Source organism: Erysipelatoclostridium sp. MSK.23.31, assembly GCF_019125875.1.
GTDB classification, from domain to species: domain Bacteria; phylum Bacillota_I; class Bacilli_A; order Erysipelotrichales; family Coprobacillaceae; genus Thomasclavelia; species Thomasclavelia ramosa.
Window position 1 is genome coordinate 215,288 of the sequence record NZ_JAHOCB010000001.1, and the last position, 26,419, is coordinate 241,706.

General features: G+C 30.7%; 26 protein-coding genes. 5 read left to right on the forward strand and 21 right to left on the reverse strand.

The features are described 5' to 3' along the window. From queA to KSU54_RS00980, 5 genes are all read left to right on the forward strand, one after another. Window positions 1-1,026, forward strand: a complete 1,026-nt coding sequence (queA, locus tag KSU54_RS00960) for a tRNA preQ1(34) S-adenosylmethionine ribosyltransferase-isomerase QueA (RefSeq protein WP_008793093.1) — start codon at window positions 1-3, stop codon at window positions 1,024-1,026. Window positions 1,027-1,091: 65 nt separating this feature from the next. Beyond that, window positions 1,092-1,460, forward strand: a complete 369-nt coding sequence (locus KSU54_RS00965) for a DUF6483 family protein (protein WP_003536937.1) — start codon at window positions 1,092-1,094, stop codon at window positions 1,458-1,460. Window positions 1,461-1,475: 15 nt separating this feature from the next. Continuing rightward, the gene (locus tag KSU54_RS00970; RefSeq protein ID WP_008793094.1) at window positions 1,476-1,820 is read left to right on the forward strand and encodes a DsrE family protein; all 345 of its coding nucleotides are present in this window, start codon (window positions 1,476-1,478) and stop codon (window positions 1,818-1,820) included. Window positions 1,821-1,864: 44 nt separating this feature from the next. After that, a complete protein-coding gene (locus KSU54_RS00975) occupies window positions 1,865-2,515 on the forward strand; it encodes an epoxyqueuosine reductase QueH (protein ID WP_003536934.1) in 651 nt (216 codons plus the stop codon). Beyond that, window positions 2,496-3,119 (forward strand): hypothetical protein, encoded by a 624-nt coding sequence (locus tag KSU54_RS00980; protein WP_003536931.1) that lies wholly within the window; start codon window positions 2,496-2,498, stop codon window positions 3,117-3,119. The genes KSU54_RS00975 and KSU54_RS00980 overlap by 20 nt, the downstream gene beginning before the upstream one ends. Window positions 3,120-3,132: 13 nt before the next feature. Here the strand turns inward: KSU54_RS00980 and KSU54_RS00985 are convergent, their stop codons facing one another. The 21 genes from KSU54_RS00985 to KSU54_RS01085 form a co-directional block, all read right to left on the reverse strand. Continuing rightward, window positions 3,133-4,500: an FAD-dependent oxidoreductase gene (locus tag KSU54_RS00985; RefSeq protein ID WP_003536930.1), complete on the reverse strand. Its 1,368-nt coding sequence runs from the start codon at window positions 4,498-4,500 to the stop codon at window positions 3,133-3,135. A gap of 137 nt (window positions 4,501-4,637) precedes the next feature. Next, window positions 4,638-5,492: a carboxylating nicotinate-nucleotide diphosphorylase gene (nadC, locus tag KSU54_RS00990; RefSeq protein WP_003536928.1), complete on the reverse strand. Its 855-nt coding sequence runs from the start codon at window positions 5,490-5,492 to the stop codon at window positions 4,638-4,640. Further along, on the reverse strand, window positions 5,470-6,771 hold the full coding sequence (locus KSU54_RS00995; protein WP_003536927.1) for an L-aspartate oxidase: 1,302 nt from the start codon (window positions 6,769-6,771) through the stop codon (window positions 5,470-5,472). Before KSU54_RS00995 ends, nadC begins: the two co-directional genes overlap by 23 nt. 13 nt (window positions 6,772-6,784) lie before the next feature. Next, window positions 6,785-7,696, reverse strand: coding sequence for a quinolinate synthase NadA (gene nadA, locus KSU54_RS01000; RefSeq protein ID WP_003536926.1), 912 nt, complete (start codon window positions 7,694-7,696; stop codon window positions 6,785-6,787). A gap of 211 nt (window positions 7,697-7,907) precedes the next feature. Next, complete coding sequence (locus KSU54_RS01005; protein WP_003536925.1) at window positions 7,908-8,456, reverse strand: beta-class carbonic anhydrase; 549 nt, start codon at window positions 8,454-8,456, stop codon at window positions 7,908-7,910. Between the two features lie 37 nt (window positions 8,457-8,493). Next, complete coding sequence (gene dnaK, locus KSU54_RS01010) at window positions 8,494-10,254, reverse strand: molecular chaperone DnaK (protein WP_003536924.1); 1,761 nt, start codon at window positions 10,252-10,254, stop codon at window positions 8,494-8,496. 15 nt (window positions 10,255-10,269) lie between these two features. Then, window positions 10,270-10,902 (reverse strand): J domain-containing protein, encoded by a 633-nt coding sequence (locus KSU54_RS01015; protein WP_003536923.1) that lies wholly within the window; start codon window positions 10,900-10,902, stop codon window positions 10,270-10,272. Beyond that, the gene (locus tag KSU54_RS01020) at window positions 10,902-11,735 is read right to left on the reverse strand and encodes a DUF5685 family protein (protein ID WP_003536922.1); all 834 of its coding nucleotides are present in this window, start codon (window positions 11,733-11,735) and stop codon (window positions 10,902-10,904) included. Before KSU54_RS01020 ends, KSU54_RS01015 begins: the two co-directional genes overlap by 1 nt. Before the next feature lie 2 nt (window positions 11,736-11,737). Then, the gene (locus KSU54_RS01025; RefSeq protein ID WP_003536921.1) at window positions 11,738-12,130 is read right to left on the reverse strand and encodes a hypothetical protein; all 393 of its coding nucleotides are present in this window, start codon (window positions 12,128-12,130) and stop codon (window positions 11,738-11,740) included. Between the two features lie 1,387 nt (window positions 12,131-13,517). Further along, window positions 13,518-14,753, reverse strand: coding sequence for a sensor histidine kinase (locus tag KSU54_RS01030; RefSeq protein WP_217751450.1), 1,236 nt, complete (start codon window positions 14,751-14,753; stop codon window positions 13,518-13,520). Then, window positions 14,750-15,415: a LytR/AlgR family response regulator transcription factor gene (locus tag KSU54_RS01035; protein WP_003536917.1), complete on the reverse strand. Its 666-nt coding sequence runs from the start codon at window positions 15,413-15,415 to the stop codon at window positions 14,750-14,752. Before KSU54_RS01035 ends, KSU54_RS01030 begins: the two co-directional genes overlap by 4 nt. Continuing rightward, on the reverse strand, window positions 15,412-15,915 hold the full coding sequence (locus KSU54_RS01040; protein WP_003536916.1) for an accessory gene regulator B family protein: 504 nt from the start codon (window positions 15,913-15,915) through the stop codon (window positions 15,412-15,414). The genes KSU54_RS01035 and KSU54_RS01040 overlap by 4 nt, the downstream gene beginning before the upstream one ends. Window positions 15,916-15,978: 63 nt before the next feature. Beyond that, window positions 15,979-17,388 (reverse strand): 6-phospho-beta-glucosidase, encoded by a 1,410-nt coding sequence (locus KSU54_RS01045; RefSeq protein ID WP_003536914.1) that lies wholly within the window; start codon window positions 17,386-17,388, stop codon window positions 15,979-15,981. A gap of 127 nt (window positions 17,389-17,515) precedes the next feature. Next, entirely contained in the window at window positions 17,516-18,877 is a 1,362-nt protein-coding gene (locus KSU54_RS01050; protein WP_003536912.1) for an MATE family efflux transporter, read from the reverse strand. 88 nt (window positions 18,878-18,965) lie between these two features. Then, window positions 18,966-19,439 carry an LURP-one-related/scramblase family protein gene (locus tag KSU54_RS01055; protein ID WP_003536909.1) on the reverse strand — a complete coding sequence of 158 codons (474 nt, stop codon included), beginning with the start codon at window positions 19,437-19,439 and terminating at the stop codon, window positions 18,966-18,968. A gap of 162 nt (window positions 19,440-19,601) precedes the next feature. Beyond that, window positions 19,602-20,537, reverse strand: a complete 936-nt coding sequence (locus tag KSU54_RS01060; RefSeq protein WP_022007944.1) for an NmrA family NAD(P)-binding protein — start codon at window positions 20,535-20,537, stop codon at window positions 19,602-19,604. Between the two features lie 90 nt (window positions 20,538-20,627). Next, entirely contained in the window at window positions 20,628-21,509 is an 882-nt protein-coding gene (locus KSU54_RS01065) for a LysR family transcriptional regulator (RefSeq protein ID WP_003536905.1), read from the reverse strand. Window positions 21,510-21,573: 64 nt separating this feature from the next. After that, window positions 21,574-22,911, reverse strand: a complete 1,338-nt coding sequence (locus tag KSU54_RS01070) for a sensor histidine kinase (RefSeq protein WP_003536903.1) — start codon at window positions 22,909-22,911, stop codon at window positions 21,574-21,576. Next, complete coding sequence (locus tag KSU54_RS01075; RefSeq protein WP_003536901.1) at window positions 22,911-23,564, reverse strand: response regulator transcription factor; 654 nt, start codon at window positions 23,562-23,564, stop codon at window positions 22,911-22,913. The genes KSU54_RS01070 and KSU54_RS01075 overlap by 1 nt, the downstream gene beginning before the upstream one ends. A 74-nt stretch (window positions 23,565-23,638) precedes the next feature. After that, window positions 23,639-24,988 (reverse strand): phosphoglucosamine mutase, encoded by a 1,350-nt coding sequence (gene glmM / locus KSU54_RS01080; RefSeq protein WP_003536900.1) that lies wholly within the window; start codon window positions 24,986-24,988, stop codon window positions 23,639-23,641. A 15-nt stretch (window positions 24,989-25,003) separates the two neighbouring features. After that, on the reverse strand, window positions 25,004-26,419 hold the full coding sequence (locus KSU54_RS01085; RefSeq protein WP_040434244.1) for a CdaR family protein: 1,416 nt from the start codon (window positions 26,417-26,419) through the stop codon (window positions 25,004-25,006).

The following is a 26,419-nucleotide window of genomic DNA, read 5'->3' on the forward strand; positions in this document are numbered from 1 at the left end:
ATGAAAATAAGTGAATTTGATTTTAATCTTCCTGAAGAACTAATTGCCCAAACCCCATTAGATAAACGCGATACTTCACGTTTAATGGTCTTAAATCGTAATCAGCAGACAATTGAACATAAACATTTTTATGATATTATAGATTATTTAAAACCTGGTGATATCCTAGTTAGAAATAATACTAAAGTAATACCCGCTCGTTTATTTGGAATTAAAGAAGAAACTAACGGTCATGTGGAAGTCCTACTATTAAAAGATCAAGGCAACGATATGTGGGAATGTTTAGTTGGAAATGCTCGAATCGTTAAAATTGATACTATAATTACTTTTGGTGATGGCCTTTTAAAAGCTCAATGTGTCGAGATTAAAGAAGAAGGAATTCGAGTATTCAAGATGATCTATGAAGGAATTTTCTATGAAATCCTAGATCAATTGGGAACGATGCCACTTCCACCTTATATTAAAGAAAAACTAGATGATCAAAATCGTTATCAAACTGTTTATGCTAAAATTGAAGGAAGTGCTGCTGCTCCAACCGCAGGACTTCATTTTACTGATGAAATTATTGAAAAAATTAAAGCTAAAGGAATTGAAATCCTTGATGTAACTTTACATGTTGGGTTAGGAACTTTTAGACCGGTAAAAGTTGATGATGTTCTAGAACATCATATGCACAGTGAATATTATATGATTGAACCTGATGTTGCTGACAAATTAAATCAAGCTAAACAAAACGGTCAACGAATTATCGCAGTTGGTACAACTTCAACAAGAACACTTGAAGCTAATATGAAAAAATATGGAAAATTTACATCTGTTCATGAAAATACTGATATCTTTATTTATCCAGGTTATAAATATGAAGCAATCGACTGTTTGATTACCAACTTTCATTTGCCTAAGTCAACTTTATTAATGTTGATCAGTGCTTTTGCAAGTAAAGAATTTATTTTTAAAGCTTATCAGGAAGCAATCGATGAAAAATATCGTTTCTTTAGTTTTGGTGATAGTATGTTTATAATGTAAATCTTAAAGAGATTTACATTTTTTTCTTTTATTATGATAGAATTAAAAGTAGAGGAAGTGAGAACATGTTTTCATATCATAAAGAAGATTTTATTATCCGTCAAATTCAAAGTGCTGCCAGAGCTTTAGCTAAATTATTTTTTAATAGCGAAACTGTAAGTTATACTATTAAAGATGAGTCTAATTATACTCAAAGCGATTTAATTTATTTAAAAATCAAAGAACTAATGGAGCAACATAAATATTTAGAAGCCCAAACATTATTACTTGAGCATCTCGACTCAGATGATCTACAATATTTAAAATTAATTCTTTATTTCTATGATCAATTAGATCAAATGAATGACGAACAACTAGCTAAATATTATTTAGAGCGCCAAATAATCACTAACAATTTTATAGATGCTACCAGTAAATACAATTGTTTAATTTAATTAAAGGAGTATATGATGAAAATTATCTTTCATGTTGATGAATTAACAAAATGGCAACTTTGTTTAGGCAATGTTACTAATATGAGCAATTATTATCAAGTCCAAAATATCGATTATCAAATCGAAGTTCTTGCAAACAGTGAGGCAGTTATCGCCTATCAGCTCGATTATGATCATGAAATAGCAAAAATGTTTACCGCATTATCAAAAAAACACGTAACTTTTATAGCATGTAACAATGCTTTAGCAGCTAATCACCTCACTGCTGCTGATATTTATCAATTTATTACGATCGTTCCAGCTGGTGTTGTTGAATTAGCACAAAAACAAACTGAAGGTTTTGCATATATTAAACCATAAAATTTATTTATACGTTCAAGAATAAACTATGCTATAATCAATTTATGAAAATAAATTATGACTTAAAATTTAAAGAAGAATTAACAAAAATAAAAAATACGCGACCACGTCTCTTACTACATGTTTGTTGTGGTCCTTGTAGCGGCAATGTAATTAGAGAACTATCTGATATCTTTGAAATTACAATTTATTATTCAAATTCTAATATTTATCCAAATGCTGAATATCATCGTCGTTATCAAGAATTACTCAGCTTTATTAAACAGTTTAATCAAGATTATCATCAAAATATCACAGTTATTGAACAACCTTATTTACCAAAAGAATATTTAAATAAGCTTAGTAGATACAAAGATGAACCAGAAGGAGGGAAACGTTGTTATCTTTGTTATCAAAAAAGGATGAATGATGCCTTTCAATATAGCTGTGAACACAATTTTGATTATTGGACAACTGTATTGAGTGTTTCACCTCATAAAAATAGTCAATGGATCAATGAAATTGGAGCAAGTTTTGCTCAAAATAAAACAAAATTCTTATTTAGTGATTTTAAGAAAAATAATGGTTATTTAAAATCGGTAAGATTTGCTGACAGCTATCATCTTTATCGTCAAAGTTATTGTGGCTGCGTATATTCTTATCAAGATATGTTAAAACGAAAAAAGGATGTTGAAGATGATGGAACCAATTTATAGATGCGGCTATCAAATTCCCTCTTTAATCAAATTAGTATTTAAGTTAATTTGTTTTATTACTATTCCTTTTTTAATTACCATGATGGTTAAGAATTTAATTGTGACTAACGGAATAGCAGTAGATCACTCATTTAGTTTTATTATTTATCCAATTTCCTTATTAATTACTCTAGGCTTTGTTTATAGTTATCGTAATTCTAGTATCTATTTATTTTATAATAATTTTATGTTATACAAAGAAAAACTAAATCTTCATGACCGGATGAAATTATTTTTTATGAAAGATGATCTTAATGAATTAGAGAATTACTTATCTAAACGTAATTATGCTAATCTTGAAGAACTAAATATTATAGTTAGAAAAGTTTCTTTTATGCGAACTAATGATATCGGAATAGAAATAAAGTTTAAACTAATTTTTAACGATCAAAAAAATTTCATTATTACTGTCACTGAAGATACAAGAGAAGCTTATATACAATTTTTAGAGCCTTTTATTAAATATCATGTTAAAATCAATGATCCTAGTAATCTAATTGACGGTTTAAAACAGCCACTTAGATTAACTGAATATTTTATCCGTAATAAAAGCATGGAAGATTAAACTCCATGCTTTTTCAATATTGTTTTAAATCTTTAGTTGCCGGTCCACTTACAAGTTTTCCATGACAATCAAAGATAGAACCATGACATGGACAATTCCATGTATTATCAATCTCATTATACTGCACCACACATTTTAAATGCGGACAATATGGCGAGAAATAAAATATTCGTTCCTGAGCATCTTTATAAACTGCTAATAATCGTCCTTGATGTCGAATAACTTTACCCTGCTGCTTCTTTAACTTTAATTTTTTACTAGAAACTAAACGATTTTTTATCATCCCATGATAATTATTTTTAACTAGTTTCAGCATATCCGCCCCAGATTTTAAATAATTGCCATAACTAGGCTGATATAGAGAGGCATATTTACTTTCATCATTAATAATTAAGTCATAAATTAATTTACTAGCAACATGACTTAACGTCATCCCCCACTTATTATAAGCATAGGCCACATATTCTTGTTCATTCATTTTACCAATATAAGGTATTTTTCTTAACGGCTTTCCATCTTGGGCATACCAGTAAACTTGATTAAGATCATCAATTCGTTTTATCATTAAAATATGCTGTTCATCTAAATATCGTTTAGAATAATTAGTCGATAAATCTAAAATACTATTACCATTACTCTGTCCTTCTTGAAAAATGACATGTTCTTTTTCTTGAATAATTCTAAAAAAATAACCATGTTGTAAATTAGGGGGATAGCGAGTCATCCAAACTACCTGTCTTGCCTGAACTTTAAACCCATTAACTTCCAAACATACCAATCCATCTTGATGCATGCTGCCTGTTACTAATGAATGTTCATAAATGTCAATATGCTTACATTGCGCTAGTAATCCTTTTAGGTATTTTAATGGATGAAAAATAGCCTGCTGTTTAAGTCCCATAGAAATCTGACAATTCTTCAATCGATTTTCTAAAACCTCAAATCCCCAAGATTTAAATAATCTGATTTGACAGTCAAGTTTCTTTGCATTTGTTGTATCACTTGCTCCTACATAAGCAATATTTTCTTTAAAATCACACTCGATTTGTTCCATTTCAATTATTTTTTTAATATCCTGATAAGCTTCATAATTTGATTCTAAATACTGTTTTGCTTTACTCCGGCCATAGACCTGATAAATATCAGCATAAACAGCACCATGCAAATAAGTAACCTTAGCTGTAGTATGCCCAGTTGTTTTACTACCAAGTGTGTCACTTTCAAATAATGCTACTTTTAAATTACTGTTATTAAGACGATAAGCTAAACTTACACCACTAATCCCACCGCCAACAATAACAACATCATAGTTACAATTTTTGTTTATCTGCGGGTATTTAGGCAGCGTAATCGTATGCTGCCAATATGATTCATTTTCCATTTTATCACCAGATTAAGTATGCCCTTTTAATTAGTCAATAAACTACACTTTTTTTAATTAATCATAAAATAATTTTTATTAACTAAAAAAGCTGATTTAAGATTATTCCTTAAACCAGCCCAATTAACTTTATCTATTTAATATGGTCGTAAATTTTTCATTGAAAAATCTAGAATTGGAGCAGCATAAGTAATCGCACCTGAAGATACGAAATCAACCCCAATCTCTGCAATCTCCATTAAGCGCTCTTTAGTAACATTTCCAGAACATTCACTCTGAGCTTTATCACCAATCATTGCCACTGCTTCCTTCATAGTCGCATTATCCATATTATCCAGCATAATGATATCTGCTTTAGCCTCAAGTGCTTCTTGAAGTTGTTCTAAAGTTTCAACTTCAACTTCAATTTTACGAACAAATGGGGCATAGTCACGAGCCATTGCAACTGCTTTAGCAATGCTTCCAGCTGCTCCAATATGATTATCTTTAATTAATACTCCATCTGATAAATTATAACGATGATTAGTTCCACCACCTATTTTAACCGCATATTTTTCGAAAATTCGATTGTTTGGTGTAGTTTTACGTGTATCTAATAATTTTGTCTTAGATCCTTTTAAGATTGCTACTGATTCACTTGTATAAGTAGCGATCCCACTCATTCGTTGTAAATAATTTAAAGCAACACGCTCTCCAGATAATAAAACTCTAATATCACCAATTACTTCACCGATATAATCACCATTTTTGATTACATCACCATCTTTATATTTTGTTGTAAACTTACAATTTTCATCTAATAATTTAAAAGTCCGTTCGAATACCTCTAAACCACAAACGATCCCATCCTGTTTACAAATCAAATCAACATGTCCTAATTTAGCTTCTGGCATTACTGCATTTGTTGTAACATCATCACTCGTGATATCTTCCTTCAACGCACTTAAGATGTAATCATCAATGTTTACCTTAAGATTTACACCATTTATCATAGAATTCACCATCTTTTCTTTTTATTTCATTCATAATTATTTCTTTATTTTCTTTTTTTAGCTTTTCTTTATCATAGCCATCTAAATCTACTACTTTTTCGTAAAGGCTAATCTTGTCAATACCATCAGCAATAACTTTGGCTGCTCGTTTAGCAAAAACTAAACTCTCTAATAAAGAATTACTTGCAAGACGATTAGCGCCATGAACCCCATTACAAGCAGTCTCTCCAACTGCAAAAAGATTATTCATTGAAGTTTGTCCGTAAGTATCACTCTTGATTCCTCCCATTAAATAATGTTGAGCCGGAACAACAGGAACTGGATCCGTAAACATATCATAACCCTCAGCAAGACATTGATCATATATGTGAGGAAATCTCCTTTTGATTTGCTTTGGATCCATATGTGTAACAGATAAATAAACATGGGGTACATTATATTTATCCATCTCTTTTTTGATCGCATTACTTACAACATCACGAGGCAATAATTCATCAACAAAACGCTCCATATCAGGATTTAATAAATGGGCCCCCTCACCACGAACCGATTCACTAATCAAAAAACTTCTACCCGGTTTAGTTGTATATAAAGTAGTTGGATGAATTTGTATATAATTAATATTCTCCAGTTCAATATTATTTCTTAAGGCAATTGCAAAACTGTCACCGGTGATATGTCTAAAATTAGATGAGTGGGTAAATAATCCACCAATCCCACCAGTTGCAAGAATAATAACTTTAGCATTAATTTGAATAATTTCACCATTATTTTCCATAACGATTCCTGTTGCAATATTATCATGATTAATAATATCCAGCATTGTAGCATCTTCTACCATTGTGATATTATTCCGCATTTCAACTTGTTTAATTAATTTAGAAGTGATTTCTTTACCAGTAACATCCTGATGATGTAAAATCCGATATTCCGAGTGAGCACCTTCACGTGTATAAGCTAAATTTCCTTCAGTATCGCGATCAAATTCAACACCATAATCCATCAAATCTTTCATAATTTGAGGTGCCTGCTGAATCATGATTTTAACTGATTCAGGATTGTTTTCGTTACGACCGGCTTTTAAAGTATCTTGATAAAACGCATCAAAATCATCAGCACTCTTTAAAGTACAGATTCCTCCTTGAGCTAGATAAGAATCACTATTTTCAACTTTATCTTTAGTAATCATTAAAACTTTTAAATCAGCAGGTAAACATAACCCTGCAAATAACCCTGCAGCTCCTGTTCCAACAATGATTACGTCATAATTATTATTCATTATTTACACCTTCTTATTTTGCTAATTCATGCATTCTTTCCAATGGTTTCTTAGCTTTTTCCATAAACTCTTCATCAAGCTCTACTTGATTAGTATTATTCTTTAGACAATCACGTACTTTTTCAAGCGTGTTTTTCTTCATATTTGGACATACTAATTTATCAGTTGCTGGATAGAATTTCTTTCCAGGATTACGTTTTTCCATTTCATGAATCACGCCTATTTCAGTGACAACAATGAACTCATCATGTTCCCGATCATTTGTTGCATAATCAATAATTCCCGAAGTGCTGCCAGCATAATCTGCCAACTCTACACATTCTGGTTTACATTCAGGATGAATCAATACAGGTGCCCCCGGATGTTTTTCTTTAGCTGTTAAAATATCTTCTGGTGTAATCCGATAATGCGTTGGGCAATATCCATTACAGAATAAGAAATTCTTGCTTGGTACTAATTCAGCAATATGTTTTCCTAGATTTTGATCTGGAATAAATAAAATATTTTTATTTGGTAGAGCTTCAACGATTCTCTTAGCATTTGATGATGTTACACAAACATCTGACATTGTTTTAATTTCAGCAGTTGAGTTAATATAGCATACAACACATAGATCTTCATACTCTTTACGAAGACGGGCAATAAAATATTCATCAACCATATGAGCCATTGGACAATCAGCATCCTTATCAGGCATTAAAACTGTCTTATTTGGGCTTAATAATTTAGCACTTTCACCCATAAATTCAACTCCAGCAAAAACAATTACATCTTGTGGACAATCAACAGCAATTTTTGATAAATAGTAAGAATCACCTAAATAATCTGCAATATCCTGGATTGCACCATCAACATAATAATGTGCCAAAATGACAGCATTTTTTTCTTTTTTTAACTTTTGAATTTCTTCAATAATATCATTCATTTAACTATTCCCCATTTACTTAATTTCAAAGTTCTCGTACATTAGATAAAATATCCCACAAATCATACTCATTGTCAAGTGAAATAGTTAACAAGACAAGATATATTAAGTTAAGATATTTCTACTTTTCCATTATACCGTATTTCTTTACATAATTAAAAGATTCTAGTAACAAAACTAGAATCTCATGATGCTCTTTAAACAAAAAAAATCAATTTTTTTCCACTAAACTTAAAGCGCCCGTCCTTGAATCCATCACTAGTCCATGAATCTCAATATTTTTAGGCAACAGAGGATGTCGTCTTAACAAACTAACACTTTCTTTAACAGATATCTCAACATCATCAAAACCGCCCAGCCATTTATTAAAATCAATTCCACAATATCCAAGATCCCTAATAACCGTTTCACTGATTCCACGCTTTTCCATCTTCTTTAACATTGCCTCTATATCGATACTTCCTACTCCACAATCAGTATGTCCGATAATCATGATTTCCTCAACATTCAATTCATAAATAGCAATCAATAAACTTCGTACCGCACTACCGAAAGGGTGAACAATAACTCCACCAGCATTTTTTATGATTTTTGCATCTCCGTTTTTTATTCCTAGAGCCGCTGGTAATAATTCAATCAAACGGGTATCCATACAAGTAACAATCGCTAATTTGCGATCAGGATATTTACTCGTCGTATAAGGCTTATATCCTTTATTAGTCACAAATGCCCGATTGTAAGCTAAAATCTCGTCTATCATATTTTCCTCCTAAAAAATCCTTGGTTATAACCAAGGATTATTGCATTGATAACAATGATGCTGCAACTGTTTCCAAATTAAGTTTTGCTGTTTTGATTTCATCAAACTGAATCTGATCACATGTTTCAAAATCAACTTTTTTAGTTAACTTTTTAAAGCTTGCAAGTTCGTTTTTAATATTTGATTTCATTGCTTTATCAATTTGTTTACCATTTTTAGATAAAGCTGCTTCAACCGTAAGAATCAAATTTTCAACTTCATTTTTAAAAACTAAACGCTCTTTAGTAACAGCATCTTGCTGTTCATACTGTTTAGCTTCATGAATAGCTCTTTCGATATCATCATCAGACATATTCGAAGTATTTTCAATAGTAATACTTTGCATATTTCCACTCGCTAAATCTTTAGCTGATACATTAACGATTCCGTTAGCATCAATATCAAAAGTAACTTCAATTTGGGGTACCCCACGCATTGCCCGTTTAATTTTCTTTAGTTTAAATTTTCCTAAACTTTTATTATCTTTGGCTAATGGACGTTCCCCTTGAAGAACATTAATTTCTACCTGAGTTTGGAAGTTAGCAGAAGTTGTAAAAATTTGGCTATGACTCGTTGGAACTGTAGTATTACGCTCAATCAATGGCGTTGCCACACCACCCATCGTTTCAATTGATAAAGTCAATGGTGTAACATCAAGTAATAGAACATCAAAATTTCCAGTAGCTGCTATATCACCAGACAACTTACCACCCTGAATACTAGCTCCTTGGGCTACACATTCATCTGGATTTAATGATTTACTTGCTTCCTTGCCAGTAATTTCTTTAATCTTATCTTGAACAGCCGGAATTCTTGAAGAACCTCCAACTAAAATAATTTTATTTAATTCTTGTGGTGTTAAACGTGCATCGTTTAAAGCATTTTGCATTGGAATAACAACCCGATCAACTAAGCCTTTTGTCAATTCATTAAATTTAGCTCGACTAATTTCAACCTCTAAATTTTTTGGTCCACTACTAGTATTAGTAATGAAAGGAAGATTCACAATAGTCGTAATCATTGTAGATAATTCTATTTTAGCTTTTTCACCAGCTTCGTTAATTCTTTGCATTGCTACTTGATCATGACTTAAATCAATGCCTTCAATTCTTCTAAATTCATCAACAATATACTTAGCTATAATTTCATTGAAATCATCACCACCTAAATGATTATCTCCAGATGTTGATAAAACTTCAATTACTCCATTTCCAATTTCGATAATAGAAACATCAAATGTTCCACCGCCTAAATCAAATACCATGATTTTTTGTCCATAGCTATTTTCTAAGCCATAAGCTAAGGCTGCTGCTGTTGGCTCATTAATAATCCGTTTAACATTTAAACCAGCAATTCGCCCCGCATCTTTAGTTGCTTGACGTTGGGCATCATTAAAATAAGCAGGAACTGTAATGACTGCCTCTGTTACTGGTTCATGTAAATAAGCCTCAGCATCAATTTTTAACTTTTGTAAAATCATTGCTGAAATCTCTTGAGGGCTATAGTCTTTACCATTAATATTTTTACGATATGCAGTTCCCATTTCACGTTTAATTGATGCTACTGTATTTAACGGATTAGTAACAGCTTGACGTTTAGCATTTTCACCAACTAACCGTTTTCCATCATTAGTGAAAGCAACAACACTAGGGGTTGTTTTATTTCCCTCTGCATTCGGGATAATAATCCCTTTACCATCTTCCATGTAAGCCATACAACTATTTGTTGTACCTAAGTCAATTCCAATTACTTTACTCATTAATCATATCTCCTTCTAGCACATCCGGCCACCACAACAACAATTCATCATACAATTAAGTAACATAATACTATAACAGCACTGCATTGTACTGCCAAAAGGCGAACCATAAGTCTGCTGCCCTGTCTGGTACTGTCTTTGACCACCTTTTAACTGCTGTAAAAATAATAGATATTGCAAGTTTCCAGGTTCCATTTGGGCAGCCGTCTGCGCATATTCAACTGCTGTAATGTTATTACCAATTCCATTCATTGCTACAGCACTATAATAAAACCACATTGCATTACGAGTCTTAATTTGTTCCAAAATATTAAGTGCTTCTTGAAATCTTCGAGCATTAATAAATCCAGCAGCCTCATTAAAAGCAGCTTGATCATTACCATTATACTGATAGCTAGATTGTGATTGTCCATTATACCCCGCACCTTGGGTATTGCCATAAGTTCGATTTGTAAAACCACGCTTACGATCATCCATGATTGTTTTATAAGCTGTCTGCACCTCTTTAAACTTTTCGGTATACGCAGCTTGATTAGGATTATTAATATTCGCATCCGGATGATATTTTTTACTCAACGTACGATATGCTTTTTTTACTTCATCATCAGTTGCATCAGATGATATTCCTAATATTTGATACGGGTTCATTATTTCCTACCTTCCAATCGTTTTTGTCTAACTAATTCATACTTATTCCATACCCCACCATACAAGATATTTCTTATAATTGCGGCATTTTCAATAATTGGCAATCTTTCAAAAGCCATGGTTGCTTCAGATATCATTAATTCTAAAATATCTTTGCATTTATCCTCAAACTGATCCGTTTGATATAATTCTTTAAACGGATTATATGTTCTCTTTTTTAAATCTTGTTCAATATCTTCATAAGCATCAATAAAATAAATAAACTTCCCTAAATAAAATCCAAATTCATATAATTCATCATGCCATTCATCATCTTTATAAGCACATATTTCACCCATTACTTCACCAAAATATTTAGAAATCTCATCAAGATTTGTAATTCCTTGACTTTCATAGTCATTAATACAATGTAAACAAGTTTCGATATGTGCCAACTTATCTGGATATTCTTCCTTAATTTCTTGATATGCTTTTCTTAACAACCTTTTATATGCCTGTTTACTAATCTTACGCTCATCTAACCAATCATCTTCACATTTAAAATATGTTAAAACAATCGTCATTTTAGCGGCATAATCAACACATTCATTGTAACGAGTCGTATGCTTACTTAAAGGGTGCATAACACATCGTGATTCCCCTATCTTAGTTTCCGGTTCATACAAGCCACTCAATAAGATACTAATAAAATTCAAATCAAAATTCAAAGAGATTTGAGCCCGGCTACCATACTTTTCCTTAAGAGTTTTGCATAATCCGCAGTAATATGACTGATAAACATCAAATTCTTTAAATTTTAATTCTGGTTTATTGATAACAACGTAGCCAAACATCTTTATGTTCTCTTTTCAAACTTGTTTTGACAATTGGGACAAGTTACTACAACAGTTCCATGTCCTTTTGGCACTCTAACCATCTGCTTACATTTAGGACAGCTAAAATATTTGTTACTTGGATCTTGTTTACTCATCAATTTTAGTTTTAACCACCGACTAAGTGGACTAAAGAAATTTAAATATTTGTCATTTTCTCGATTACGTGCATAAATATTTTTACTAAACATTCTAAATATTACAAATAGCCATGTTCCATAAGCAATAAAAGTTAAAACAATACTGCCAATAAACATATTTACGATAAAACAAATGACACAGACAATCATTAAAAAACTATTTAATTGATCAATGCCATACCTTCCTTGCATAAAGCGATAGAACTTTTCTTTCATATTTGCTCCCTAATTTTATTTTATACGACCTAAGTATATTTATTTATTATTAACTATTAATGAACTTTTGATTAATACTATATAAAATAGTACTATTATAGCATAAAAAACCATATCAGGATATCCTAACATGGCTAATAATACTATATTATTTTTAACTTATTCCCTGGCTCATCAACAATTTAAATATTTTTTATTTTCTAAATAATCAGTAATAGGTTAAAGGAATAAAATAATTTATTGCCCCACCGATTGAACTGTACGTGCAGGTCTAGTATACGGCTCTACATTTATATCAAATTACAAACTCTTAAGATAGTAATTTAGGCGATGTACCAATCCAGGTCTTTCCCTTTCTTAATACCTAATATTTTCGGTAATATAATAAAGTTTATGACATTCATCCTACTATACCGCCCTAATTCTATATTAGCACATTTAAAGATGTCTTCATTACTAAATTTGCACTCTATAAACGTTTTAGTCCTCCAGTATCTCTACCTACTATGACTTCATCTAACTTCTTACGATAAACCTTTTTCTACCGAGGATACTATCATTGATTTTAAAGTTTACTAGACTTCCTCGTCCATAAAGCCTCTCGAAGTAGAGCATGAATCCTAATTCTTTCACAATGTCTTGATTTACTGTCTTAGTCTTACATATACCATTTGGACTTTGGTTTGTAGCGCAACCTTATCCACCATTTAGCCTCATTAAGTTCCTGTTCACATGTTCAAAAGAATCGCTACATCACATTACTTCCTTCACCCATGTCATTACTGTCAACAGGTTGTGGTTTTCTACGCTTGACGGTAACTACCTGTGGTTGGTTTATCTCTAACTGAATTCATGCCAGCCATGCCCGGCACACGCTAAAAAGAGATATTAAATAATTAATATCTCTTTTTAATCGAACATATTATTAATCCAGCTATTTTATAACATAATTTACTAAACAAAGGTTCAAAATCTCGTCTCTATAATAAAAAAGCCATGCTAACAACCCTCAGTAATAATAAAAATCACTTTTTATTATATACGCTTTATCCCATTTAATGTATATGTACGACGATTCTATCTTTATAGAAATTGATTATATTGAATCTTATTTATATAAATTTTTGCTTTGGCTATGCCATTAATAAATATTACTATTTAGTACATTTACCCTCTCCCAAAAGTTTGTACTATTATTTACTTGGTTTTTTTGGTCTATAATAATCACAAGGTGAACAATTATAACCATTAAGTTTTACTTTTTCTATTCTTTTTTTAATAACTTTTTTAATCATATTTTTCATCTACATATCCTCCTCACTTCTAAAATATAACATAAATCGAGATAATGTTTTTTTACACCTCCTCATATGTTAAAAATACCTCCTTAAGTGTTTATTTTAATATTAAATATTACTTGATCATCATGATAATCGATAAACAAATCACCATGATATTTATTAACAATATTTTTAATTATTTTTAATCCATACCCATGCCCTTCACCTTTATCCGTACTAAAATTAGGCTTAATCGGGCAAGTGTTCTTAATTCTAATGATTAATAAATTATTAGTATATCTAATCATCACTGATACTAACTTATTGTGTTTTAATGCTTCGTTACATGCATTGTCAATTAAATTAAATTTTAATGATGTTAAATCTTTTTCATTAAATACCAAACCCGCAACACTTATATCAAAATCAAAAATTATCTCAGGATATTCTTGTTGTTTAGCATATAAACAAGCATCAATATAAATATTACCACTTTCAATATATGCTACTTGACCAATTCCCTTAAATACTTCATCAATATATTGAGTATATTGATTCTTTTTATCTAGACTTTCTAATACAAGTTGATGATTCTTTAGGTCATGCTTTAATTTTCTTAAATTATCACTTTCCTGATTATAAAAATCAAGATACTTACTTATATATTTATTAGATATATCCTCCATTATCAATTCTTCATTTCTGATTGTTGTTTCAACATACATAGACAATATTTTTAAAAACATTATCCACAAAAATAATAGAATCAACACTAATACTGTAATTAAATTAACCAATCTTACCACACCAATATTATATATAATTACCATCGCATAATAAACTAATATATCGAGCATGATAAATAATTTTACTTGACGATTTATTACTTTCTGAGTGGGAATAATCTTTAATTTATCCAAAACAACAATAAAAATAACTGTTAATATATTTATTAAAAAGACCATGATAAGCCTTTGAATACTAAATGATAATGTAACCTCACGGTTAAATCCAATAATAATATTAATAACATGGATTAGAGAATTAACAGTAAATATATAAAATAACTGGAATAAAGAAACATAGAATATTACATTTGTTTTTTTAAATAAAATACAAATATAGCAAAAATCTATGACTATGATAATAGAATTCACAATCATGTATTCCCAAAAATTATTACTAGTAGCCCCTGCTACAAGATAATTTACAATTGCATATAGCGGTGCCATTATAACTACTCTTTTAAATTTAACCTTTTCCTCTAATAGATAACTCGCAGTAAATGTAAGTGCGATAACATAAATTAAACAATAAAAATATTCACTAATAACTTCTATCATCTAAATGTCTCATAAAAACTTTTTCTCACTAACTTTCTTTTTCTTACACTTACTTCAAATTTACTGTTGATTCCATCTAGATACACATATCTATCTTCAAAATTAATAATTCGATGTTTATTTATTATTATATCCTGGCTTATTTCTATAAAATATTCATTCAAAACCTCTTTTACTTTCTTCAAAGAACTATTATTAATATTAATTTTTTTATCATGATAGACTATTGAAACAATATGATTACCTAAATACTGACAGTAAATTATATCGTCAATCCTAATATTTATATCTATTCCATTTACCTTAAACGTAACATAATAATCACATTTGATTATCTCAATCACTTCTTTAACTTTCTCTACTAATTCTTCTTCAAGATTTCCTTTTGATACATATCCATATACATTAGGTCCAAAAGCTTCCTTGATCCGAGTATCATAATTAGTCACAAATACAATTCTGTAATTACGATGTTGTTTTGAAAAAATAATTCCATCTATATCGGGCATATCAATATCAAGTAATATAAAATCTAGATCATTATCTATTTTACTCGCAGAATTATACGAATAGACTCTAATGTCATCAAAATTTGTGATTAAAATATCTTTAATTTTATCTAAATATACTTGTTCATCATCGATTATCCCAATAGAGATCATTTTAATTCCTCCCCTCTTATCACTCTCATCAATACTATTACAAAATAATTAACCATATTGATTTGATAAACTATACCTGTATTAAATAATACTATTATCAATATATAGAATAAATTAAAAATAATTATTTTTTTATATCTATATTTAAATAATAAATATAATGATATTCCTATTCCTATAAAATAAAATATTTCAACATATGCTACTATCCTACTCATAAAAATACAAAAAATAAAGTTTAACATCGTCAGTAAATAACAATTTCTAAAAGTATCGGCATGATAACCATCTAGATATTTTCGCCCGGCTACAAAACAGGCACAAATAATCAAGATACTCAGTGCATCCATAAATAATAGACCAATTATATAGACTGATATGATCGTTATAACCTGTGTCAAAATAAGTTCGAGCAAAAAGCGCAGATCTTCAACATTTTCTTTATCGACTAGCCCTCTATTATATAAGAGCCAGGCCATTTTGCGACAATAATTTTCCATAAAACTCTCCCCTTTGTAGAATATTTTAACACATTCTACAAAAAACTGTAACGACCTAAGTCATTACAGCTCCTCACCGTTTGTTTTTATAACATTTTGATACCAATAGAATGATTTCTTTGGTTTACGTGCAAGGGTTCCGTTACCCTCATCATCCTTATCAACATAGATAAAACCATAACGTTTTCTCATCTCACCGGTACTTGCTGCCACTAAGTCAATACATCCCCAAGGGGTATATCCCATTAAATCAACTTCATCAATCTCAACTGCATCTTTAAATGCTTTGATATGTTCTTTAATATAATCAATACGGTAAGCATCATTAATTGAACCATCGACTTCAACTGTATCTACTGCTCCCATTCCATTTTCTACAATAAACAAGGGTAATTGATAACGATCATATAACTCATTTAAAGCTGTTCTTAATCCTAATGGATCAATTTGCCAACCCCAATCTGTCATCTTTAAATACGGATTACGTCCACCTTTAACAACATTTCCTTCAATTTCTTCAGCATCATTACCCTCAACAGCTGAAAAATAATAACTAAAACCAATATAATCAACTTTACCTTTCGCTAAAAGTTCTTCATCTCCAGGCTCCATTTTTATTTCAACACCATGTTTATGCAATAATGAAGTACATGTATTTGTATAACGTCCTCGAACATGAACATCACCATAATAGAAAGTATTTAGCATCTTATTTCTCATCATAATCTGATCTTCCGGGTTACAAGTTGCTGCATATGTTGTTGGATAAATTAACATACAGCCAATCTTAAAATTTGGATTAATTTCATGCCCTGCAATCACTGCTTTAGCGCTTGCTACAAACATATGATGACTAGCTTGGAGAATTGTTTGATAATGATCTTCATCATCACGATAAACGATTCCCGCTTGATGCCAAGGACGAGCCACCTCTAAACAGCCATTAATTTCATTAAAAGTCATCCAGTATTTAACCTTATCCTTATATCTAGAAAATACGGTCTTACAATAATGCTCAAAGAAATCAACTAATTTACGACTTCTCCATGAACCATATTCATTAACTAAAGTCAATGGTGTTTCATAATGTGATAGGGTTACAACTGGCTCAATTCCATATTTCAATAACTCATCAAATACTTTATCATAAAAAGCCAAACCTTCTTCATTAGGTTGTTCTTCATCACCACGTGGGAAAATTCTTGACCATGAAATCGACATTCTAAAACATTTGAAACCCATTTGGGCAAATAGTTTAATATCTTCTTGATAATGATGATAAAAATCTGTAGCTACATGTGATGGATAATATGTATTTTCATGAATATACTCATGAATTTCACGAGGTACTCCATGTTTAGCACCCTTTTCAACATCATTAATACTTAATCCACGACCACCTTCATTATAGCCACCCTCATATTGATTCGCAGCTGTAGCGCCACCCCATAAAAAATTTTCTTTTAATTTCATTTTAGTACCTCCAAATTACCATGATTTTATCATCATTTATTTGACAATATTTATTTTTTCATAATTTAAAAAGAAAATCGCTAATATTATTGATTAGCGATTTATAACACTTATAATCCTTTTACTATTATTCACTAATAATACCCGATTTTAATTTTTTCGCAATTGTAAACCACATAGTAATATAACAGGCACCACCACCAATAAAATTACTAATTGCTTCTGCAATAAAAACTCCATCAATGCCAATATAGATTGGCAAGATCACTGTTAGCGGGGCAACAATAATTACTTTTCTAAAAATTGAAAAGAAAACAGCTTGTTTTGACTTTCCTAATCCAACTGCTGCTGCTTGTCCTGTCATCTGAAATGACATCATGAAAAAGCCAAAGAAATACAAACGTAAAGCACTCACGCCATGGGTAATGATTTCTTGATTATGACTAAATATCTTAATAAATAATTCAGGAAATACCGTTATTGCCAGCCAAACTATCAGCATCATTGATAGTGCCGTTAAAGTTACAAATTTAATTCCTTGAAGAACCCGTGCATACTCTTTAGCACCATAGTTAAATCCTAATACTGGTTGACAAGCATTTGCCATTCCTTGCCCCGGCAAAGAAGCAACTTCTCTAATTGAATTAATGATCGTCATAATTGCAATATAAAGATCTCCTCCATATTGTTGCAATGTCGCATTACATACGATTGTTACAATCGAATTAGTGATTGCCATCATAAACCCTGCCATTCCTAGGGAAATAATCTTTGTGACATATTTTACTTTTAAACTCAAATACTGTTTTTTTATCTTTAATATTGTTTTTTTCCCTGTAAGAAAACGTAATGTCCATAATGCAGAAATAAATTGTGAAATAACTGTTGCAAAAGCAGCTCCTTTAACCCCTAAATCTAGTCCAAAAATAAAAATTGGATCTAAAATAATATTAACTATTGCTCCCAGCAAAACAGTCATCATTCCGATTTTAGCAAATCCCTGACTATTAATAAAACTATTCATACCTAAACCAATCAGTACAAAAACTGTCCCTAATAAATAGATAGTCATGTAATCATTAGCGTAACCGATTGTATGTTCACTGGCACCAAAGAGCCACAGCAAATCTTCTTTAAAGATCAAACCAATAACTGTTAAAACAATCCCAAAAATAATTAATAGCATGAAAGAATTACCCATTATTTCTTCAGCCTCTTCAATATCACCACGTCCTCGAGCAATTGAACAAAGTGGAGCACCGCCCATACCAAATAGATTAGCAAAAGCAATAATAATAGAAATCAGTGGCAAACATAGCCCTAGTCCTCCCATAGCTAATGTCGCAACATCTGGAATTCTTCCAATATAAATACGATCAATAACATTATATAAAACATTGATCAACTGTGCCACTATCATTGGACCAGCTAAATTTATAATATGTCGTGGAATACTGCCACGCGCAAAATTGTTTTCATCTTTCCCCATTTTTACCACCTTCGGTTATTATTATAAACCTCTTCATTAATTTAGTAATTATTTTTCATAAGATGAAACAAGACACTCTCGTGTCTTATTAACTGTTATTTGAACATTTTTGCGCATCAATAGCTAAAGCAATCATTAAAACATAGATTGCATTTCGTGGATCACTAATGGTTAGAGAATAAGTATCCGTAAAATTAAATAATTCCTTATTAATATCTCCAATAACAATACCACGAGAATCAATGATTTCATAATCCCATTCCCAAAAATTACCAGAAATTTTCCAATCATTATAATCTAAAATGAATGATGGTTTAAATAATGTTAGTTCTTTTTTTATTTGACCAATATATTCATCATTAAGGTACATCGCAAATTTAGGTAAAAAAGTGAAAACTTCTTCTTTGATTGTACCAACAGGTAAACCATCAGCATTATATATCTGTAATTTATGTCCCCAGCTTAATTCACCTTTTACAGTGTATACTGTATTCCCCATTTCATCATAAATATCATAACTATCTAGCCATGAAAAAAAGCGCTGTTTAAATAATAATTTCATTTTTCCGCCTCCATAATTTTATCATAGCATAAAATAATTCTATTTCTTTAAATAAATTCTTAAATAATCTTGGTATTTTATTTGACATATTCTATCAAATAAAAATTGATAGTAATATTATTGATTTCTCAATAATATCACTACCAATTAATAAGCTAATAATTAGTCATCTGTAGAATTTCTTGCCCCAACACCATATTCACTGTTATTGGCAAACATATAAGCCACTGTACGTGGTTTTACACCAGTTAATTTTTCAAAATCATCAGTAAAATTATCCATTTTACCAATTCGGATTGCTCTTGCAAAAGTTACCATTCCATCACTTGAATAAGGAGCTGGTGAGCCATCTTTAAATGTTCCATCAGTAGTACGTGGTACCCCAATAGCATCAAATCCAGCATATACCTCCTCTTCACTAACATCGACAACTTTTACATCCATTCCTGTTTCTCTATTTCCAATTGCCGCAAATTCATGTAAAGTCAATAATTCAGGACCATTAATATTTAAAACTTGCTTATGCATATCATCTTTTGTTAGTGCATACATCGCTGCCATCGCACAATCCAAACGTGAGATATATGCCATCTTTCCATCTCCTTGACAACTCAATAAGTTACCATTAGATGTTAAATAACTAGTTATCATTGCTTCAGCATATTGTGAATTTCTAAGGAAAATATAATCTAATTCAGTACTTTCGATATATTCTTCAGTCCATGCATGATCGATTTTTTCAATACTAGGATTTTCTACATCACGAGCATTTACTAATGATGTATAAACAACTTTTTTTACCCCTGCTTTAATTGCCGCATCAATTGCATTTTTATGTGCTGCTTGACGCTTTGCTCCAACAAATGGTGCTGAAATTATTAAAATTGTATCGCCACCTTTGAAGGCTTCAACTAACTGTTCATCTGGATGATTAAAATTTGCTACTCGACAATCAATGCCAGTATCTTTAAATTCCTTTAGTCCTTCTTCAAATGGACAAGTAAAAATCAAATCTTCTTTTTCTTTTAACTGAGTAATATTTCTCGCTACATAGCCTCCAAAATTACCATCTACACCTGTTACTATTACTTTTGACATCTTATCTTCCTCCATCTATATATTAATATTATAGAGCTAGATAATTATAAAAAATAGTAGCTATAATCTTATAAACTTTATAAGAATTACTTATAGAGTTTTATTAAAATATCTTTTCGCCAGCGCAACAAAATCAAAAATAAATTGATTATTTATATCCCTAGCATAACCAATAACATAGTTTGCATGATGATGCGAATTAATAATATCTAAAATCGCTACTTCTTCCTCATTAACAACTTCACGTGAAGTTAGACCAATTCCTTCATTAAGCTTAACTGATAAAATCAACTCATCAAGAGTATCTACTTCCTTTATAATATTTGGCTCAATCTTATCTTTATTAAAAGCTTCTACAAAATCATGATAAAAGCCTTCCCCAAACTTTCTTGATAGACAAATTAGCGGTTGATTGATAAGATTCTGCGCTGCTATCTTAGTTAACTTAGCCCATGGATGCTCATAACTGCAAATTGCACATATTTGATGCTGCAGTAAAACTTCATAGGTAATTTTAGGTTCATTAATAAAATCATTTTCAATAGCAAAAGCAACATCAATCTGATTATTATTTAACCATTCTTTACAACTTTGAAAACTACCTTTTATAATTGTTATTTCTATCTGTGGGTACTTTTCTTTAAATAATTTAACTAAAAAAGGAATATGATGATTTTCAAATGGGCCAGTTATCCCAATACGAATACTATAGGAATCAATCAATTTAACCTCATGATTCATTTTTTCATAAATAGCAACAAGTTCCTGACATTTTTTAAAATAGAACTCACCGGCTCTAGTTAATCTAGGGCGATAATTAGAGCGATCAAATAATTTAACAGCTAACTCTTCTTCTAATAAATTTATTTGTTGACTAACTGCCGATTGTGACAGCATTAACTTTCTTGCAGCACCAGAAAAAGAACCTGTTTCAACAGTCGCTATAAAGAACTCAATTTTTTTGTCTAACATTTAATCACCCACTTATTATCACTTATTATAACGTAAATAAAATCCAAGGCATAGCCTTGGATTGTTAATTATATTTCTTTTCAATAATAAAGCTTACTCCAGTTTCCTGATTAACCGCCGTTACATTATATCCATACATAGTACATGTCTTATGTACGATTGATAGACCTAACCCAAATTGACCTTTTGTTCCTTTTTCATACGGTTGGAATAGAGCCTCAATGTTATCATTATCGATTGGCTCACCATCATTATATATTTCTAAATAATCATTTTTTAAAATAATTTTTATTTTTTTATCGACATATCGGTAAGCATTATCAACTATATTTTCCACACAAATGCGCCAACATTCTTCATCACCTTTAAATGAAACGAAAGCTAAATCTGTTTCAATTTCAATTTCAGGATGCATTCCTTGTAATTGGATAACAATATGTTCAATTAATTCATGCATATCAACTTCACTATCAGAATTTTCACCACTAATAAAATCTAATCTATTCAAATATAATAAACTTTTAACTTTACCGTCTAAACGTTCTGCATTTTCAATAATTATATCCATTGATGAATTTTTATCACCATATGGATAAATATCGTCTTTAACGCTTTGTGAATATGATTTAATTAAAGCAATCGGTGTCTTTAAATCATGGGAAATATTATGAATCATTTCTTCTTTGATCTTGCTTTGTTTATCTATTTCTTCTTTCATCGCAACAAGTTCATCTGAAACAAAACCAATTTCATCGCCACGATCAATCTTTAATTCACTTTGTTTATCTTTACGTATGTCTTCTATATAATTTCTAATTAATTTTAATGGTTTAATTAAGCCACTAACCCAAATAAAAATAATTGCGCCAATAACAGCAAATGATACATATAAAATATTTATTATTTGTTGCCTAATTGATGAAATCAAACTAGCAGAGTAATCACTGTATACTAATGAAATGATATAAGAATCACTATCTTTTTTAGTTATTTGAAAATAAAGAGTATCGCCATCAAGTGTCCCTTTAGCCTGGATCTTATCTTTATTTCCTTTTAGCATCTCATTAAGTTTATCAGCAAATACTGGATATAACGCTAAAACTTTATCACGAGTTAGATTAGATGGTGGAAATAAATAGTTAGTATTTTTATCATAAGTCATATGATAAATTTGTTTATCACTTGATTTAGCGATTGGTGAATAATCAAAATCAATATATGCGCTCTGTGAAGTATCTAGCGTTTTAAACATCTCTTCATCTATTAGAGCATTAAGATTTTTATTGATCAACGGTACTAAAATCAATATAACAAGCATCGCTAATAATGAAAAGATAATAATTAACTGCTTTTGTAAAGAAAATCTGCTTAACTGTCGCTGCAAAGAAAACTTATTTAACATTAGTCTAAACGATAGCCAAAACCATAGATCGTGCGTACATTAATCTCTGGCATTTTTTTTCTTAAACGTCTTAAAGTATCATCAACTACCCGGTCGCTACCATAATAGTTTTCGTCCCATACTTTATTCAAAACCTGTTCCCGAGAGATAGCTAAGCCTTTATTAGTAATAAAATAAACTAATAAATCATATTCTTTCGTTGTTAGAATTACTTCTTCTCCACCATTAAATACGCGCCGTTTTTCTAAATCAATATCATATCCATCCATCTTAATTTTTGATGGATCATCATATGAACGTTTAATTAAATTATTAATTCTTAAAATCACTTCTTTAATATTAAAAGGTTTGGTTATATAATCATCAGAACCTTTTTCTAATCCAATAATCCGATCAAATTCCTGATCTCGTGCAGACATAAAAATAATTGGCATTTTAGGGCGACTAGCCTTAATCTCATTAAATAATTCAAATCCACTAGCACGATCCAACATAATATCAATCAACCATAAATGAACATCATCATCCTTATGCATTAAAGCTTCATCATATGTATAGAAAGAATAAACAATATATCCTTCTTTTTCTAAATAGGTTCTTACTAAATCATTTAAATTTTTTTCATCATCAATAATATTTATTCTAAATTGCATGTATTTCACCTCACTTTTAATATATATGAAATATTGCCATATTATATGGCAATATTGTGTGACATTATGTTATTTTATCTTTTGATTACAAATCCTTTTTCCTTCATCTTATCAACAATTTTATTTACATTAATAAGACATTTTTCATCAGTATCTGCTTCAACCATTACTCTAACAACCGGTTCAGTTCCACTTTCACGAACTAAAACACGACCATTCTCACCTAAATCAGTTTCAACTTCAGCAATAACCGCTCTTACATCAGGATCTTCCTGTGCTTCTTTTTTATCTCTTACAGGAACGTTTTTCATTAATTGAGGATAAATAGTAACAGGTTCAATTAATTGCGCGATAGTTCGTTTACTTTCAATAACAGCTTCCATTACTTTTAAAGATGTTAAAATCCCATCACCTGTAGTGGCATGTTTAGAGAAAATAATATGTCCAGATTGTTCACCACCTAAAACATGACCATTTTTAACCATATTTTCATTTACATACTTATCGCCAACAGCGGTTTTTTCATATTTAATACCTTCTTTATCAAATGCTTTATATAAACCAAGATTTGACATGATTGTTGTAACAACAGTATCATTAGCAAGTTCTCCGTGATCTTTTAAATATTTACCACAAACGTATAAAATTAGATCCCCATCTACAACTCGTCCAAATTCATCAACGCAAATACAGCGATCAGCATCTCCATCATAAGCAAAACCAATATCTAGTGCGTTTTCCTTTACGTACTGTTGTAAGACTTCAATATGGGTTGAACCACAATTAGTATTGATATTTAACCCATCAGGATCACTGTTAATTACATAAGTCTTAGCTCCTAGAGCATCAAAAACACTTTTAGCAATCGCACTACTAGCACCGTTGGCACAGTCTAAACCTACACGATAATTTCTAAATGCCCTAGTGGGAATCGACATCAGATATCCAATATAACGATTACGACCGATTGAATAATCTAAAGCACACCCAATTTCATCTTTGGTTGCATATGGTAATTCATCAATTAAACCATCAATGTACTGCTCGATTAAATTTTCTACTCCAGCATCCATTTTATGACCATTACCATCTAAGATTTTGATTCCGTTATCATAATAAGGATTATGAGAAGCAGAAATCATGATTCCACAATCAAACTCTTCACTTGTTACAACATATGATACTGAAGGTGTTGTTGTTACGTGTAATAAATAAACATCAGCACCACTAGCTGTTAACCCTGAAACTAGTGCATATTCAAACATATATGAACTTCTTCTTGTGTCTTTCCCAATCACAACTTTTGCTTTACCATTTTGAGAGTAGTACCATCCAAGATAGCGCCCTACTTTATAAGCATGTTCAACTGTTAAGTCAACATTTGCTTCCCCTCTAAATCCATCTGTTCCAAAATACTTACCCATCGTTAATTTTTCCTCCTATTTTCTTAAGGTAATCGTAATTCTTTCTGGAGAAACTAATTTCCCCGTTAAATATCCTTTATCTATTTTTAAATCTACTTTAACAGTATTCGTCCCCGCCTTCAAGTTTGCCAAATCAATTGAAATATTGAAATCATTGATCGTCAGTGCATCTAAGATTGCTGCCACACCATCTACTTCGACTGAAGCTTTGTCCTGTCCTTCAGTAAAATTAACTTGATATCCACCATTATTATTAACAATGTTGATTGGAATATCAGTTATTATTCGTTTTGTTGATGGTGATACTCGCACAGATGCATCAACAGTATTAAAATCTAACTTATTAATATTCTCTATACCAGTAAGCGGCAATTTAGAATAACTTTTATCGCCACTTAATCCCGATAAATCAATTACAACCCCAACACTATTAATACTATTCAACAATTCTTCTTTACCATATATAGTTACTTTTTCCTGTTTAAGTTTAATACTCTCAAAACCATATCCACTAGCTAATTGCCCTGTATATTGAGGGACAATGGAAACTTCTTTACTATAAGAAGAAACCATACAATCTACCTTGACCGTATTTGGAATAATTTCCACATCAACCTTTTTACCACTACGATCATATGCGTATATCTTAGCATTTTGTTCAAAATCATTATTTTTTCCTTTTAAATCAATCACTGCTTTAACAGAATTAATTTTATCAATATTGTCTTGTGAACCTCGAACTTCAACTTCATGGTGTTCCATTGATTCAACTGATACTGAATATTTAGAATCCATGCTATCTTCATTACTAAATTTGTATCCCAGCTCAAAAGTCTTTGTAACCTTTTGTGTGATTTTAACAGTAACAGTCTGTGGTACGATCATTACCTGCAAATCACTAGGAAAATCTTTTCCCTGCAATTCAATTGTATGTTCACCTTCCCCAAGAGTAGAGAAATCAGCAACTACTTTATATTTCTTAGATATCTTTGTTGAGTAAATATCTAAAGAAGGTCCGACTAAAGCAACATTTACTGTTTCCGGTAATCCTACTACATCGTAGTCACTTTGTAACCCTTCAGTATCAATTTTCACATCATACAGATAATCCCCGCCATTAGGGGTTGAAAAGATATTATCAATTCCACCGGTAATTGTAAAGAGTAAAACGACAGCCATAACAAACGATAAAACTTTCATTGAAAGATTTGATTGCAACATACGATCTAAAAATATATTTAAAGAATTGATCATGTGATAGAATAATTCAAATGCTTTATCTCTCACTTTTACAGTATCATCAACTACTTTAGAAGTAGTTGTTTTTTCTTCATCTTTCTGTTCTGATTTCTGACGAGTAATGAAGTTTAAAAAGAAATCAGTAGTTGAATCTTTTTTTATTGGATTTTTAGGATTTTCTTTTTTTGACAT